Below are 16,781 nucleotides of genomic sequence, written 5' to 3' on the forward strand. Positions count from 1 at the left end.
CATGGGTAAATTCTTGTCGGGTCTAATTGTCATTGGCGGGTTAACGACCGCCACAGGTTGCACAGTTACAGAAACTATTGATCAATGGCTACAGCCCGCGGAGCAAACCAAGGCTCCGCGCAATCGCAATCAACCCGATTTTGAGCCGCCCCCGATCCCTGCAGCTCTAGCCGATCGGTATCGCCAGGACTCGCGCGATATGTTGTTGGAAAAGCGCAGTGAGGCAGGGGAACAAACCCTTACGGTTGATACTTCGATGCGCGACAGAATACCGACCTTGTATGAAACACAACGGACACACAAAAGCCTAAGGGATTACGCTGCTCAATTGGCTATGGCGTTAATGGACCGCGCAATTCGACTTAATCCCGATGACCTGATCGGAGTCGTTTCCTTCGTAGATTTTGATGATGAGCTGACTAATTCAAATCCGGTTGGCAATCAGCTGTCGGAATACTTTATTGGTGAGATCCAACAGTTTGGCGTCAGTGTAGTTGACTTTAAAGTCACTGAGTCTATTCAAGTTGGGCCACGTGGCGATTTTGCATTAAGTCGAGATGCCGAGCATTTAGTCGACCAACTTGCAATGGACCACATACTGACCGGGACATTGATTTATCGCAGTCAGGGGGTTTCGGTTAATGCTCGAATCGTCGAGCTGGAAACCCGTCGTGTTGTAGCAACTGCGAATGTTATGATCCCCGATTTTATCGTCGCGGAAATCGACCCGTATCTTTCCCAGCGCTAATCAGGACATTACCCCTCGCCGCGTTTTAAGCTGCGCAGTAAAAAGCGGTTAGGGTTAATAGTGGCCAGTAATTCATGACTTAACGGCGCTGCTTCGGCAAACATTTGACTCGCCAATACCTCCGCCATTAATGGGGCGGTAGTAAAACCACGTGAACCCAATCCAGTCAATACAAAAGTATTTGCGTAAACGGCTGGCTCTTGCGGCAGTTCTCGTCTGCGTTTTTCCATAAAGCCGTTATATTGCTGTTGTTGTTGCTTGCAGTTAGGTATCGCGCCTACTAGCGGTAAATGATCCGGCGTGGAGCAGCGCACCGCCGCACGACCAACGCCATCGTGCCGGAGTGTTTGTGCCCAGTCACAGGCCGCCATAGACTTCGCTTGAGTGGCTAGGTTTTGGATACTCTCGGTTTCGCGATAGTCGCTATTGGTGTCTTGTTTGACATAAGTTGAACCCAATGCATGACGCCCATTTAACGCAGGTGTTAGGTATCCCTTATGGCATAACACAGTACGCAAAGCTGGCAAAGGTGTTTGACTATTGATTGATTCGACTTGTCCCCGGGTTAAAGACATCGGTAACTGATCGAGTAAAGGCAATTGTTGACTGGAATGTCCAGTAGCGAAAACTACGGCATCAAATTGCTGCACCTTTTCATCACCAGTTTCTGTTCGCACATGAACGTTAACACTATCCGAATCGGTATGCTCTATCCCAATGACGCGAGTGTTAAACGACACATTGACCATCGCTAATTGACGGGCTGCATCCATAACTGCTTGAACGACCTCAGCGGGTACCAACCAACCCGCATCGGGAATAAACAAGCCTGCATAAGGTAAATCGACGCCTGTAATATCAGCGACTTCTTGCTGACTGACTGAATAAATCAGGCTGTTAGGCCAGATTTCGTTGTCGATGAGCTTTTCTTGGCGCTGTTGCACAGTCTCTGAAAAACCAATTTGCAACACGCCACACCAATCGTGTTGAAAGTTTGCGCCCGATTGAGCTAAGTGGATATAAAACTGTTTGCAATAGGCAAAACTGGCAACCTGAATTTGACTCAAGTAGCTGGGTTGTGCATTGAGCTGAGGATACACTGCTGCTTGAGGGTTACCTGACGCTGCATCGGCAAGTGCGTTGCCTTTAGTGATCATGGTTACCTCAGAACCGCGCTTAGTCAGCGCATAGGCCATACAAGCTGCAGCTATGCCACCACCGATCACCGCGATATTGGGCGTATTAGAATGACTGCATTTAACTGCAGCACGTTTTAGATATGGTGTGTCCCGCATTGGAGGGACTGTGTCGCATGTGCTGAAGTTGCCTGCTAGCATGTCGCGTTTGCGACCAAAGCCTGGGCGCTTTTCAACGTTGAAGCCGGCCGTTTGGAGGCCACGCTTGACAAAGCCTGCGGCGGTAAATGTCGCGAATGTAGTCGTCGAGTGACTAAGTCGGGCCATTTCTGCAAATAGCTCTGCTTGCCACATACCCGGGTTTTTACTGGGGGCAAATCCGTCCAAAAACCATGCGTCTATTGGCCCTGCTTGCTCGTATTGAATGTTGGGCAATTGCTCTAGTACATCACCAATCCAAAGGTCCAAAGTGAAATGCAGCTCTTGATAGCTAAATGTAAATCGCTGACAACCTGCTACGGGATAGACTTTGATGGTACCGAGTGCCTCGCAAAGCGCTAAGTGTCGAAAAGGTTGCAGCGCGCGCTGCCAGTCGAGCTGCGGCAATGGGTACTTTTCGGTTGAAACAAAGTGTAGATGGCGCAATTTGGTTTGCGGCGACTGCTGTAAAACCTCAATCAATGTTTGGGCGGCAAGTAGAAAATTTAATCCTGTACCAAACCCAGTCTCTCCAATGGTAAACCTGCGCGTCCGCCAATTTTTCCAACGCTCAGGCAATTGATTGTTGGCAATAAAGACATAGCGAGTTTCAGCTTCAGCATCGTCTTTGGAAAAATACACATCGTCAAAATGCTCGGCGATGGGCGTACCATTTTCATTAAACTGAACTTTTGCGTAAGTTTGCGGCACAGAAAATTCTTTGAATCGTCACACTTTAAAAGATAGGGCTATGATACCGTGTTAACTAGGAAAAAGCTCAGTTTCATACAGGTTGTCGCGATCGGTGCTGTACATACATCAGCAATTGCACCTAGTATAAAGAGCAGACCACTTTACGCAGTGAAATCTATACTATATGCGCGTTAATTCAATTGGGTGAACTATGAGAAGAGCAGTTATTACTGGTATCGGTATTGTTTCAAGTATTGGTACTGACCAGAACGCAGTTACAGAATCTTTACGCAACGGCACATCGGGAATTACATTTTCTGAGCAATTTGCAGAAATGGGCATGCGCAGTCAAGTGTGGGGTCAAGTTGACATTGACCTTAAAGAGCACATTGACCGCAAGGTCATGCGTTTTATGGGCGACGCCGCAGCCTATGCATATATTGCGATGCAACAGGCGGTGGCTGATTCTGGTTTAACAGAAGAACAAATTTCTAACCCGCGTACTGGCATCATCGCCGGTTCAGGGGGGGCGTCCTCAGTCAACCAAGTAGCGTCAGCTGACATTTTGCGTGAAAAGGGCGTTAAGCGGGTGGGTCCTTATATGGTCACGCGTTGCATGGGGTCTACGGTTTCTGCGTGTTTAGCGACACCATTTAAAATTAAAGGCATTAACTACTCAATTTCATCGGCATGTGCGACCAGTGCACACTGTATTGGTAACGCGTTAGAAATGATTCAACTCAATAAGCAAGATGTTGTATTCGCCGGTGGCGGTGAAGAGCTGCATTGGACACTATCAAGCCAGTTTGACGCCATGGGCGCTTTGTCCACTAAGTACAATGATAACCCTGCAGTAGCGTCGCGTACCTACTGTGCTGAGCGTGACGGTTTCGTTAGCTCAGGTGGTGGCGGTATGGTTGTTGTTGAAGAACTCGAGCACGCATTAGCGCGCGGTGCGACGATTTATGCCGAAGTGACCGGTTATGGTGCCACATCCGATGGTTATGACATGGTTGCGCCATCAGGTGAGGGAGCTATTCGCTGTATGGAAATGGCGATGCAGAATATTGATGCGCCAATTGACTACTTGAATACTCACGGAACCTCTACACCAGTTGGTGATGTGCAAGAGTTGAAAGCGATCCAAGCTGTTTTCAAAGAAAACTCGCCCCCGATCAGTGCGACTAAGTCACTTACCGGTCACGCATTGGGCGCAGCCGGTGTTAACGAAGCCATCTATAGCTTGTTGATGATGAAGCACGGTTTCATTGCGCCATCGATCAATATCGATTCAATGGATCCTGCTGCAGAAGGTTTAGATATCGTGACCGAGAAGCGCGATGCAACACTTAATACCATCATGTCGAACAGTTTCGGCTTTGGTGGCACTAACGCAACACTGGTTTTCTCGCGTTACAAGTAAGTGCAGCGTTAACCATCCCATTCGCACAGTTGTTTTAACTGTGCAATGTCCAGCAAGGTGATGCGCCCATAATGCGTGCGCAAATACCCTTGCTGCTCCATTTCCTTCAGTAAGCGGTTAATAGTTTGTCGCGATGAGTTGATCATCATGGCAAGGGTTTCTTGTGATGCGGTAATTTCAATTAAGTTATGTCCCGCCAAGCGTTGGCCAAAATTACTGCTGAGCAATATTAAGCGCTTAGCCAGTTGTTGCTTCAAACTTAAACCCGCCGTCGAGTCGATAAAGTTAAACGTAGTTCTCAAGCGCTGACACAGCAACTGAGTGAAATAGTGATAGGTCTCCGGGTATTGATTTAACAGGCGATGAAAGTCAGCGCGACTAATAAACGCCAACACAGCGTCAGAATCAGCATGGGTGTCATGCGAGCGACCCAAGCCATCAAACATCGATATTTCACCAAACCAACTACCGACATCAAGATAGGCCAGTACCATCTGTTTACCGCTACTGTGAATATTACTGACTTTAACCCGGCCTTCGAGCACGCAGTGAAAGCCAGTTCCAACATCGCCTTTGGCATAGAGTTGGCTGCCCTTGCTCAGTTTTTGTAGTTTGATTACGCCCATAAAGGCATCTTGCACGGCTACGGTCATGGCATTAAACCAGACGGTAGAACGCAAAAGGGTTTGTTGAGGAATTGATAACATTTTTTATACAATGTCGTATTGGCGACAGTTGGTGGTCAATCATACGCGTATATTGTTGATGTGCAATATAGAGGACTAACTAATGAACGTTAAAGACCAAGTGTCAGAACAAGAGTGGCAAATGCGCGTAGATCTGGCTGCGTGTTATCGCATGGTAGCCCATTATGGTTGGGATGATTTGGTGTTTACCCACATCTCTGCGCGTATTCCAGGCCCAGAACATCACTTCTTAATTAATCCCTACGGCATGCTGTTTGAAGAAGTCACAGCATCGAGTTTGGTCAAAGTCGACTTGCATGGCAACAAAGTCATGGAAAGTGAATTTGATATCAACCCAGCGGGCTTTACTATTCACAGCGCGGTTCACGAAGCGCGAGACGATGCTAAGTGCGTGCTGCATTTGCATACCAATGCTGGTATCGCAGTATCTGTGCAAGAAAAGGGGTTACTGCCATACAGCCAGCAATCACTATTTGCTTTAGCATCTTTGTCCTACCATGACTACGAAGGTGTAGCTCTTAATCCCGATGAAAAACAGCGCCTGGTGGCGGATTTAGGTAATACTAATTTCATGATCTTACGCAATCACGGTTTATTGACGTGCGCTGAAACCATTGCTGATGCGTTTTTGGGCATGTTTATTTTGCAGCGCAGCTGTGAAATCCAAATTCAAGCGCAATCAACGGGCGTTGAGTTGCGTCCTATTCCCTCACCTATTTTGGCGGGTATCCGAGCTCAGGCAGAGCAGGTGACACGCTCGATGGGTGGTATGTTGGCTTGGCCTGGGATTTTGCGTAAGCTAGACCGCGATTGTCCGGACTATAAAAACTAATGCCCTACGCCGACTTAAACGACTACAAATCTCACGTGCAGTACAAACAGCTGCAAGGCCACAAGGTCGCTGTTTGGCACCATGTAAATGCTAACCCAGAAGCTGCAACACTGGTATTCATTCACGGTTTCCCGAGCGCTGCATGGGATTGGCACAGTCAATGGCAGGCGTTTAAGTCGGATTACAACTTAGTGGCATTGGATTTATTGGGTTACGGTTTGTCAGATAAGCCGCACCCGCACAAGTACAGTCTTGTCGAACAGGCCGATATTATTGAGCAGTTACTCGCTGAGTTGGGATTAACGCAAGTGAGCATCGTCGCGCATGATTACGGTGATTCTGTCGCCCAAGAATTACTCGCACGAGTGACCCTGGGTGCGGCTGGGTACACTATCAATCACTTAATCTGGCTCAATGGCGGTTTATTTCCTGAAAGCCACCGACCGTTAATCACACAAAAGCTGTTACATAGCTGGGTTGGGCCGGTATTAGCAAGGCTGTTAAGCAAAGCCACGTTGAAGAAAAGCTTTACGCGCATTTTTGGTCCCCAAACACCGCCTAAAGACAATGACATAGACGTGTTATGGGAGTTGATGAAGCATAACAGGGGGCGGCGTGTGATTCCCTCAATGCTGGATTATCTAGATGACCGTATTCGCTATCGCGATCGGTGGGTGTCAGCGATGCAGGAGGCGGCAGCGCAGGACACTACAAAACTGATGTTTATCAATGGCACTTACGACCCTATTTCAGGGCAGCACATGCTTTCCCAGTTTCAGCAATTACTTCCCAAAACACCCACTAAAGCTCTACCGGTCGGTCACTATCCACAGTTAGAAGCGCCCGAAGACGTCAATCAGATTATTTCTGAAATTATCAGTGAGAAGTGAGCTGGCAGCAGGTAAACTCTGCCAGATGAAAATTTTATACGACGACAATATGCCTTTTGCTGAGCAGTGTTTCTCATTGCTCGGCGACGCTATGCCTTTTAGTGCAGGTGATATCAACCTTGAAGTATTGGGTAGTGCTGATGCGTTAATGGTGCGCTCAACAACAAAAGTGACTGCCGAATTACTCGCGCAAGCACCTGAACTGCAACTGGTTGCTACCGCTACAGCGGGCTTCGACCATTTTGATTTAGCTGCGCTCCAAGCTGCGCAAGTGCCTTATTACGTATCTGCTGGTTGCAACGCTATAGCCGTAGCTGAGTATGTGCTCAGTGGCATATTCGCCTACGCAGAAAAACGTCAACTCAATCTTGCTGATCTACGCAAATTGCGTATTGGGGTCGTTGGCGCGGGTAATGTTGGCTCGGCGCTCGAATCTAAATTACGCGCACTCTTATTCGATTACTGCCTGTGTGATCCACCTTTAGCTGAATCGAGCGATACCCGCGAGTTCGTAGATTTAGATACGGTATTGGGGTGTGACATCATATGTTTGCACGTCCCCCTTATTGAGGACGGAAAGCATCCTACGCGACATTTGTTGGGAGCCAACCAAATACAGCAGCTCAACGCTAACCAATTGGTCATCAATGCCTGTCGCGGTGGTGTCATCGATGAATCTGCGTTTCTAACACAAGCTGAGATACGCAAAATGCCAGTGCTAATTCTCGATGCTTGGGAAAATGAACCGGCTATTAATCGTGCCATGTTACCCCACTGTTTGTTTGCAACGCCGCATATTGCAGGGCACACATTGGAGGGTAAGGCTCGCGGTACATTTATGAGTTACGGGGCCTTGTGTAACCACATGGGGCGCGATGAAGAAATATCCATGAACCAAGTCTTACCGTCACTGCCTGTGGTTGATTGGCGGAGCGAAGGTAAGTGCGATGAAAGTCTCATTGGAGCAGCGATTTTTTCGCTATATGATATTAGACAGGACGATAGGATTTTTCGCCAAGCAATGGCACAATCCAGCGACGTTGGTCGTACATTTACGCAATTGCGCAAAAACTACGCCCAGCGGCGCGAATTCGCGGCACAAACAATTGTATTAAACGAATACAGCGCGGATGATCCGATTCGACAGCAATTGCAAGGTCTCGGTTTTGATACGCTGTGTACGGAATAATGTAAAAATTCAAACGGGAGTAAAACAACTCATGTCACAAGCCTTTGATGTTGCGGTATTAGGCGCAACAGGTCTGGTTGGAAAAACTATGATCGAAATTTTGGAAGAGCGCAATTTTCCTATTGGTACTCTTTATCCACTCGCCAGTGAGCGTTCTGCCGGTGGTACCATTTCATACAAAGGTAAAGACATTGAAGTTTTAAACGCTGACACCTTTGATTGGCAAAAAGTGCAATTAGGCTTCTTCTCTGCGGGGGGGAGTGTTTCGGAAAAGTTTGCTCCTATCGCTGCTGAGGCGGGCTGTGTGGTTATCGACAATACCTCGCAATTTCGTTATGAGCCTGACATTCCATTGGTCGTACCTGAAGTTAATCCGCACGCGCTGGCAGATTTCCGCAATCGCAATATTATTGCTAATCCTAATTGCTCTACAATTCAAATGGTTGTCGCATTAAAACCCATTCACGATGCTGTGGGTATCGACCGTATTAATGTGTGTACTTACCAATCGGTTTCAGGTGCAGGGAAATCAGCTATCGATGGCTTAGCACAGCAGACCGCGTCATTGATGAATGGTCGTGAAGTTAATACCGAAGGCTTTAGTCGCCAAATTGCGTTTAACGCTATTCCGCAAATTGACGTCTTCCTTGACAATGATTACACCAAAGAAGAAATGAAGATGGTGTGGGAAACACACAAGATCTTGGGGGATGACACGATTCGCGTGAACCCAACGGCTGTGCGTGTGCCAGTATTTTATGGTCACGGTGAAGCGGTTCATATCGAAGCCCACCAACCGATCGATGCTGAAGATGTCAAACGCCTACTAAGCGAAGCGGATGGAGTAACGGTTTACGAAAATCCTGAAGACTTCCCAACTCAAGTCAGTAGTGCCAGTGGCAACGACAGTGTGCATGTAGGCCGGATCCGCAATGATATTTCTCACCCGAATGGTGTAAACTTATGGATAGTGTCTGACAACGTTCGCAAAGGCGCAGCAACTAACAGCGTACAAATCGCTGAGGTTTTGGTTAGAGATTATCTTTAAGTCTTTATATTGACTTAAATTTATCCTAATTCGGCCGATAACCTTAGAGTAAAATTCGGTGCTCTCGTTTATACTTACGGTATAGCAGAGCACGATTTATTCGCTTGTGATGGTTTGTTTGTTACATAAAGTGCTGTTTTAAGCCTGATTGGAACGGCACTTGCAGGCTTTCTGAGTTCAACAAAAAAAATAGATAAAGGAACGCAATGAGACTGAGCCGTTGGTTAATGATGAGTGTAACGTTCGCCATCGTTTTTGCCGTGGTCAGCGAAACCTCTGCGCAATCAACCAGCATTCAAATCAAAGGTCCGCGCGATGCACAGGGGCAATACTCTGGTGCTGTGTATGGGCCGATTGACGCTTCCGATACTCTGTGGCGCATTGCTTCTCGTTACCGTCAAAATTCTGATCTTACTGTTTATCAGGTGATGGTCGCTATCTATGAGCTCAATCCGGACGCCTTCGAGCAGCAAAACCTTAACTTACTCGTCGATGGTGCCACATTGCGTCTGCCATCAGAGCGATATATTGCTCGTATTGATGCAGAGCAGGCACGACTCAAAGCTGAAAGTGATGAGCAAGCGCTTGCATCTCTTAGCCCCACAGCTGAACAAGAAGCTGAAACCAATATTAAGCCTCCCGGCGAACTCGTTAAAAAGGCCGACCTAGACGAAACAACGTCGCAAATTGAAGAGCGCCTAACCCAACTAGACCAACAACAGTTGGAGCAATTTGATATTTTACGGCAACAATTTGCCGCCTCTATCGATAACGTTCAGGCATTGATAGATGAAAACCGCAAGGTGATTGAAAGACTTGATGGCGTTAATCAGGATATCGAAGACTTACGAGGGCAAGTCCAAGAGCAAGTCCAGCCACAGTTAGATACTCAATTGCAGTTGCAGCGTGAACTGATTGAGGAATTTGAGCGATTTAAGCGGGACCAGCGCGAGAAAGAACAAGCATCGCTTTTACAGCAATTAACAGGTCCGATGGGCATCATTATCGGGTCCACACTGTTAACACTATTGTTTTTGGCTAGTCTCGTTTGGTTTTTTGTCAAGCGCAGTAGACCCGCCGACGCAAGCGCTGTAGACGCGACACAATCGATAACGCCTCCCCCAGCAGCTGCTTCACAACCCGCCATGGACGACCTCAGTGACTCACTGGTCGACGATTTGGCGACACCGGATGTTGAAGAAGACTTATTTAATGATGATGAGCTACTCGACGATGTCCTTTCAGAGGAACTCGAGGAATCTCTTGATGATGCCGTAGAGAACGAATTAGAAAGTTATGCCGACCTCAGCGATGAGATGCTAGTACCTGAGCTAGACGGCGATGACAGCTTGTTTGAGGATGATGAAGAGCTACTTAAAGAGCTGGATGATATCGATGGTATAGACCTTTCAGCCGATGATGATATTGACTTATCCGATGCACTAGAAGACGACGTTGATGAAGCGCTCGCAGCAGAAATGGAAGACGTTGATATTGAGGATGATTCACTTGACGAACTTTTTGAAGAAGAAGAACTCAGTGACGTTGACAGTGAGTTGGCTGCCGAGCTTAGCGAAGGAGACGAACTTGAGGCAGCACTTGACCAGGATTTAGACGCAGAGCTGGCAGAGAGTGAGTTCTCTGAAGAGGTATTAGCATCGGAAGCCGAGCAAGTACTCAGTGCAATTGAAGATGAAGAAGATGATGAAAAGCCGGAAATCAGTATTGATGAATTGCTTGAGCAGCCGGAGCAAAAAAGTGATATTCCAGCGGGTATCGATGTTGATGTAGAAACCGGTGTTTCCAATCAAATGTTGGAGCAGTTAGAGGATGAGGTTGCTGCGCAAAATGAAGCATTAGACAAAGTCACTGATGAAATCCTTGGCGAGCTTGAGCAGCTTGAAATGATGCAAGGCATGATGGGCGACACTGATTTCGATGACGATGAAGACGACAGTGAGAGTGCTCAGGCTGAGGACGGTGTACCGCAAACGCAACACGATATCCAAACCTTAGATGAGTTTGCCAACGACCTTGATATCGATGACTTAAGCGAGCTTGAAGATCCGTTATCAGAAGACTTAATTGCCGAATTACAAGCGGAAACTGAAGCACAAGAGTCTACCGATGCCTCTGAAGAATTAGCCAATGAACTCCTTGCGGAGCTAGAAGCGGACGTCGTTGATGAGACTGAAGAAGGTGCCATACAGGAAGAGGACGTTGACGCTGATTCTGATGCGAGTGATGCACTTGCCGATGAGTTGTTGGCCGAGCTTGAAGCTGAAGTGGAGGAATCTGACGAGAATACTGATACGTCAGACAGCGATGCAGGTGATGCATTAGCCGATGAATTGTTAGCTGAACTCGAAGCGGATAGTGATGACTCTGACAGCTCAATTGAGTCAGCCGAGGTAACCAACGAAAGCGATGCAAATGATAATTTAGCCGACGAGCTACTCGCAGAGTTAGAAGCCGATATCGATACCACTGACGAGGCATTAGGTGAGTCGATCGCTGAAGATGACGAACTGGCTAGTGAGGGCGAAGACGTTGATGATACCGTTACAGATGAATTACTCGCAGAGTTAGAAGTAGCTGACGCTGAAGATACTGAAAAAGTTGCAGCGGAAGAAAGCCAAGCGATTGATGAGTCTGTGACCGATGAGTTGTTAGCTGAGTTTGATGCGAGTGACGATGATGAGTTCGAAGGTGAAGAAAGTCCAGATACTGAGACGTTTGAAAGCGCAGATGAAGCAGAAGAACTAGAGCTAAAAGAACCAGATTTAGTTGATGACGAAGCGGCGTTAGAACCAGACATTGACGTCGAAGAAAAGGCCGAAGCTGATGCTGGCGAGTTTGCTATGGAAGAGAGTTTTGAACTCGATGATATTCCAAGCATTGGCGATAGTGATGATACTGACTTTGATGATTCGTTATTAGATCAAGAATTTGACGAGTTCTCCCTTGATGAGGGGCTTGAAGATGACGCCAACGAAGAGTCTCAAGACTCGCCTGATGCTAAGGCTGCAAGTGATGAACCCGACGACCTGAAGGATTTACCCGGATTAGGTGATTGGCTGAATGAATCTGGCGATAATGAAGACTCTTTGGTACTTGAAGAAATCGAAGGTTCCGATTTTGATGAACTACTCGATAGTATCGATGCTGAGGTCGAGGGTAAGTCTGAATTAAAACTAGATAATCCGGATCTTGATTTAGAAGCTTTGTTTACTGAAGAAGCACCGCAAAGCGAAGAACAAGATTTTGTAGATGTTGACACATTGTTGGCCGAAAGTCAGGCCGATGACGGGTCTGCGGTAGATGATAGCAACCTCAATTTAGACGTTGCCTTAGCCGAGTTCACTGGCGTCAGCGATGACGATGTGGTGGTTGATGTCGATGATGGTGGCGCACAAGCAGCCAATCTCGATTTGGCCCGAGCCTATATTGAAATGGATGACAATACGGCAGCAATAGAGTTATTAGAAGAGGTCGCTACTGAAGGCACCGAAGAACAACAGCAAGAAGCTAAAGCGCTATTAAACACACTGAAGTAACGCCGGTGGTTGTGCGCTGTTACCCAGTTGGGCTACACTTGCCGCCAGTTTCGCAAGTCTAAAAGGTAATTCTGTTGCGCATTGCTCTTGGGATTGAATACGACGGTTCAACTTTCTACGGTTGGCAACGTCAACAGCAGCTCAGTACCATTCAATTATCACTGGAAAACGCGCTAACGAAGATCGCCAATACAGCGATCGAAGTGCAATGCGCAGGCCGCACTGATGCGGGCGTTCATGCTACTAATCAAATTGTTCATTTTGATACTGACGTTGAGCGTCCCGAGCGAGCGTGGACAATGGGCGTGAACACACATTTGCCGGATGCGATAGCAGTGCACTGGGCGAAGAGCTTTAATGACGACTTTCATGCCCGCTATTCTGCTACTGCCCGTCGTTATCGATACGTCATTTACAACGCTAAACTGCGACCGGGCATTTTGCGTGGTGGCTTGACGCACGAGTACCGGCCGTTAGATGCTGCCAAAATGCATGCAGCAGCGCAGTGCTTGATTGGTGAAAATGATTTTAGTGCATTTCGCGCTGCTCACTGTCAGTCAAAAACGCCATTTCGCAATTTGCATGCTATCAGTGTTGAACGGCGAGGTCCGTACGTTATTGTTGACGTAACGGCTAACGCCTTTTTACACCACATGGTGCGCAACATCACGGGCTCACTTATTCTGGTGGGCTGTGGAGAGCAACCGATTGAATGGATAGCCGAGCTGCTGGTGAGCAAAGATCGGACGCGAGCAGGTGCTACAGCAAAACCTAATGGCTTGTATCTCGTGCACGTTGAATATCCACAAGTATTTGGTATTCCAAAGACCCCAATGGGGCCTTTGTTCTTACCGGACTGACTTCTAAGACCAGTTTTGTTTTTATCCTAACGCCGGACTATGCTCTAATAACGCCGGTTTAACGCATAGCAACAGGAAAATAATTAATGAGTTGGATTCAAAAAATACTGCCTAGAACTCAAACTTCAACTAAGGGGAATGTTCCTGAAGGCGTTTGGACTAAGTGTTCTGAATGCAGTGCAGTATTGTATAAGTCCGAATTGGAAAAGCAGCTAGAGGTCTGTCCTAAATGTGGCCATCACATGCGAATTAAGGCGCGCGCTAGAATCGAAGGCTTACTTGATGCTGGCGATAAAACTGAATTGGCCGCCAATCTTGAACCTCAAGATGTGTTGAAGTTTAAGGATTCTAAGCGTTATAAAGATCGTATTACTGCCGCTCAAAAAGCCACTAATGAAAAAGATGCACTGGTTGTTATGCGCGGCAAATTAAAAGGCATGCCCGTTGTGGTAGCGTGTTTTGAGTTTAGCTTTATGGGGGGCTCGATGGCTTCCGTTGTTGGCGCGCGATTTGTAGCAGCGGTCAATGAGTGTTTGGAACACAATATGCCGCTAGTGTGCTTTTCTGCCAGTGGCGGAGCGCGCATGCAGGAGGCGTTGTTTTCCCTGATGCAAATGGCTAAAACCAGTGCTGCATTAGCTAAAATGAGCAAACGAGGATTACCGTTTATCTCAGTGTTAACTGATCCAACGATGGGCGGTGTATCGGCAAGTTTAGCAATGTTAGGCGATATTAATATTGCAGAACCAAAAGCGCTTATTGGTTTCGCTGGACCGCGAGTGATTGAGCAAACAGTGCGTGAAACATTACCGCCAGGGTTCCAACGCAGTGAGTTTTTGTTGGAGAAAGGCGCGATCGATATGATTGTTGACCGCCGCGAAATGCGCGATACACTGCACAGCATTCTGAGTAAATTACACCGCCACTAATAAATGAACAACACTGCTGAGTATCCAAAGACCACACAATCGTCGTGGTCTTTGGAGCAATGGCTTGCCTATTTGATGGCAATCCACCCCACTGAAATTGACATGTCGCTGGGGCGTGTTAACCGTGTCTTCAACCGTTTAGCATTAGATTTTTCCTCAACCCGCGTTGTAACTGTGGGTGGCACTAACGGCAAGGGCTCAACATGTCGGTTTTTAGAATTAGCACTCCTGCAATTAGATAAGAGTGTAGGGGTTTACAGTTCACCACATTTGATTAGCTTTACTGAACGCGTTCGGCTTAATGATACAAGCCCAGGCGAATCACAATTCTGCCAAGCACTATTACACATAGAGCGTATGCGCGGTAATGATTCACTGACGTATTTTGAGTTTAGTACGCTAGCTGCTTTGTGGCTCATTGCTCAGGCTAAGCCTGACTATTTAATTCTAGAAGTGGGCTTAGGGGGACGGCTAGATGCAACCAATATTGTGGATAACCATTTAGCGGTGATCACGTCTATTGCTCTTGACCATCAAGAGTACCTTGGCGATACGCGTGAATCAGTAGCGTACGAAAAAGCCGGTATCTTTCGTGTAAACAGTCCTATTGTGCTAGGCGAGCGAGATGTACCAGACGTGATGTTGAATCAAGCGCAACGTTCATCCGGTGAAGTATTATGGAAAGGCCGAGAATTCGACTTTGATGATAACCACCAACCAGTATGGGACTGGCGTGGACCAAATTACGAGTTGCGCCAATTACCGAAACCGTTATTACCGATAGATAATGTCGCAACTGCCCTTGCAGCATTAGCGGTATTAGGAGAGCTGGATGAGTTAAATGCCAAACCAGCGTTATTGTGGGAGCTTGTCCGCACTGCCGCTTTACCCGGAAGGTTCCAACGATTGAGCTTTAAACCCGATTGGATTGTTGATGTGGGACATAACCCTCATGCTGCGGCGCTTGTGGTAAAACAATTACAGGCATTGAACTGGGATAGGCTGTTTATCATTGTCGGGATGATGCGTGATAAAGCGATGCATGAAACACTGGCAACTTTTGCACCCTTAGCACCGTTGTGGATACCGGTTGGGTTGCCAACAGAACGCGCTGCCAGTATCGCTGATTTGCACAAGGCCCTAGCGCCGCAAGAAATATTAACTTCTGCAAAATCAGTGGCTGAAGGGGTAAAGTCTATATTGCCACAATTGTCAGAACGGGATGTGGTGTTGGTCTTTGGTTCATTTGTAACAGTCGCTGAAATGTTGACATTTAACACACAACAACGCCTATAATACGCAATCTTCTTTGTTGTGGAGACTGTATTTGTCTAGTGCGTTAAAAAATCGTTTGGTCGGTACTATTATCGTCGTTGCGTTAGCCGTCATCTTCTTACCTGATTTATTGGACGGCCAAAAGGCAGATCAACAGGTTGCATTGGTTTCAGTACCAGAAGCGCCTGTACGAAAACCGTTAGTGCAGCCGCCGACATTTCCTACTGAAGAAGTGGCAGCCGCAGCTTCACGCCCGATCGAAATTGTCGAAGAACAACCAGTAGACGAAGTATTCGAAGAGCAAAGCGATGAAAGCGAGCAGCAGGATACAACCACTCCTGATCCTGCAGACGTCACAAGTGAAGAAGCGGACCAAGCAAGTTTAGCTGAACAGACTGTTATCGATCGACCCATTGAAGATGACTTACAAAATTCCGGTTGGGTTATTCAGCTCGGTAGTTTTCGGCATCAAAAAAATGTCCGAGAATTGCTGGATAAGCTTGAAAATGCAGGCTATCGGGCATTTAGTCGGCCAGTACAAACTAGTGCGGGTCAACTGACTAAAGTATTTGTTGGTCCAGACTTGGAGCGCGGGAACTTAGAGAATTCTTTGGCGCATTTACGTGAATTGACGGGATTGTCAGGTAAGATTACTCAATTCAAAGTGTAAACTAACGTTACGCTGTTGACTTTGTCATCGATCAAATTTCACTGACTCTGTGTTTGGTATTCAGTAACGCTTCTGGTAGAATGCGCGCCATTCAAAAATGGTATTTATTACCAGCAAAACGACAGCAAAGCACGAATGAATTGGTTTGACTTCGCCATCATTGGCATCATCGCTTTATCAACCATCATTAGTTTGATCCGTGGTTTCGTCAAGGAAGCAATTTCACTCGCGGTTTGGTTTAGTGCTTTATTCGTAGCCAGTCAATTTTATCCTGACATTGCTGTTTATCTTACGCGAATTTCTGATGAGTTATTGCGCAACGGTGTTGCAATAGCCATTTTATTTGTAGCAACGCTGATTATTGGTGCACTTGCTAACTATGTCTTCAGTCAACTGGTTAAAGCGACAGGCCTCAGTGGTACGGATCGCGCATTGGGCGCTGTTTTTGGTGCTTTACGCGGTGTTTTGATCGTCAGTGCTTTATTGTTTTTTATGGATACTTTTACCCCCGCAGCCTCAAGTGAATGGTGGCAAACATCGTTATTGCTGCCAGAATTTGCGGTCATAATTGAATGGTTTTTTCAATATATGCAGGGTAGTTCAAGCTTTTTAACTTCCTGATAGGT

At 46.9% G+C, this 16,781-nt stretch carries 14 protein-coding genes; 12 read left to right on the plus strand and 2 right to left on the minus strand.

Features of this window, described 5'->3' with window-relative positions; translation table 11 throughout:
- Window position 1 precedes the first annotated feature (1 nt).
- Window positions 2-748, plus strand: a complete 747-nt coding sequence (locus QTP81_RS06910; protein ID WP_289364626.1) for a FlgO family outer membrane protein — start codon at window positions 2-4, stop codon at window positions 746-748.
- 8 nt (window positions 749-756) lie between these two features.
- Here the strand turns inward: QTP81_RS06910 and mnmC are convergent, their stop codons facing one another.
- On the minus strand, window positions 757-2,793 hold the full coding sequence (mnmC, locus tag QTP81_RS06915; RefSeq protein WP_289364627.1) for a bifunctional tRNA (5-methylaminomethyl-2-thiouridine)(34)-methyltransferase MnmC2/FAD-dependent 5-carboxymethylaminomethyl-2-thiouridine(34) oxidoreductase MnmC1: 2,037 nt from the start codon (window positions 2,791-2,793) through the stop codon (window positions 757-759).
- Between the two features lie 193 nt (window positions 2,794-2,986).
- Between mnmC and fabB the strand changes: the two genes are divergently transcribed.
- Complete coding sequence (gene fabB / locus QTP81_RS06920) at window positions 2,987-4,198, plus strand: beta-ketoacyl-ACP synthase I (RefSeq protein ID WP_289364628.1); 1,212 nt, start codon at window positions 2,987-2,989, stop codon at window positions 4,196-4,198.
- 8 nt (window positions 4,199-4,206) lie between these two features.
- On the opposite strand, the gene QTP81_RS06925 is transcribed toward fabB, so the two are convergent.
- Entirely contained in the window at window positions 4,207-4,905 is a 699-nt protein-coding gene (locus QTP81_RS06925) for a Crp/Fnr family transcriptional regulator (protein ID WP_289364629.1), read from the minus strand.
- A gap of 82 nt (window positions 4,906-4,987) precedes the next feature.
- Here QTP81_RS06925 and QTP81_RS06930 point away from each other — a divergent pair, with 82 nt between their 5' ends.
- The 10 genes from QTP81_RS06930 to QTP81_RS06975 all read left to right on the plus strand — a co-directional run bounded on the left by QTP81_RS06930 (window position 4,988) and on the right by QTP81_RS06975 (window position 16,776).
- Window positions 4,988-5,737 (plus strand): class II aldolase/adducin family protein, encoded by a 750-nt coding sequence (locus QTP81_RS06930; protein WP_289364630.1) that lies wholly within the window; start codon window positions 4,988-4,990, stop codon window positions 5,735-5,737.
- Entirely contained in the window at window positions 5,737-6,627 is an 891-nt protein-coding gene (locus QTP81_RS06935) for an alpha/beta fold hydrolase (RefSeq protein WP_289364631.1), read from the plus strand. Before QTP81_RS06930 ends, QTP81_RS06935 begins: the two co-directional genes overlap by 1 nt.
- Window positions 6,628-6,652: 25 nt before the next feature.
- Window positions 6,653-7,816: a 4-phosphoerythronate dehydrogenase gene (locus QTP81_RS06940; RefSeq protein WP_289364632.1), complete on the plus strand. Its 1,164-nt coding sequence runs from the start codon at window positions 6,653-6,655 to the stop codon at window positions 7,814-7,816.
- A 31-nt stretch (window positions 7,817-7,847) separates the two neighbouring features.
- The gene (locus tag QTP81_RS06945; RefSeq protein WP_289364633.1) at window positions 7,848-8,864 is read left to right on the plus strand and encodes an aspartate-semialdehyde dehydrogenase; all 1,017 of its coding nucleotides are present in this window, start codon (window positions 7,848-7,850) and stop codon (window positions 8,862-8,864) included.
- Window positions 8,865-9,070: 206 nt separating this feature from the next.
- On the plus strand, window positions 9,071-12,421 hold the full coding sequence (locus QTP81_RS06950) for a FimV/HubP family polar landmark protein (protein ID WP_289364634.1): 3,351 nt from the start codon (window positions 9,071-9,073) through the stop codon (window positions 12,419-12,421).
- Between the two features lie 71 nt (window positions 12,422-12,492).
- Complete coding sequence (gene truA, locus QTP81_RS06955; protein WP_289365604.1) at window positions 12,493-13,281, plus strand: tRNA pseudouridine(38-40) synthase TruA; 789 nt, start codon at window positions 12,493-12,495, stop codon at window positions 13,279-13,281.
- Window positions 13,282-13,367: 86 nt separating this feature from the next.
- Window positions 13,368-14,210: an acetyl-CoA carboxylase, carboxyltransferase subunit beta gene (gene accD, locus QTP81_RS06960; protein WP_289364635.1), complete on the plus strand. Its 843-nt coding sequence runs from the start codon at window positions 13,368-13,370 to the stop codon at window positions 14,208-14,210.
- Between the two features lie 3 nt (window positions 14,211-14,213).
- Window positions 14,214-15,506, plus strand: a complete 1,293-nt coding sequence (folC, locus tag QTP81_RS06965; RefSeq protein WP_289364636.1) for a bifunctional tetrahydrofolate synthase/dihydrofolate synthase — start codon at window positions 14,214-14,216, stop codon at window positions 15,504-15,506.
- Between the two features lie 31 nt (window positions 15,507-15,537).
- Complete coding sequence (locus QTP81_RS06970) at window positions 15,538-16,155, plus strand: SPOR domain-containing protein (protein ID WP_289364637.1); 618 nt, start codon at window positions 15,538-15,540, stop codon at window positions 16,153-16,155.
- Window positions 16,156-16,290: 135 nt separating this feature from the next.
- A complete protein-coding gene (locus QTP81_RS06975; protein WP_289364638.1) occupies window positions 16,291-16,776 on the plus strand; it encodes a CvpA family protein in 486 nt (161 codons plus the stop codon).
- The last annotated feature ends 5 nt before the right edge of the window (window positions 16,777-16,781 follow it).

The sequence above is a fragment of the Neoalteromonas arenosi genome (genome assembly GCF_030362855.1).
In the GTDB taxonomy this organism is placed as follows: domain Bacteria; phylum Pseudomonadota; class Gammaproteobacteria; order Enterobacterales; family Alteromonadaceae; genus Alteromonas_E; species Alteromonas_E arenosi.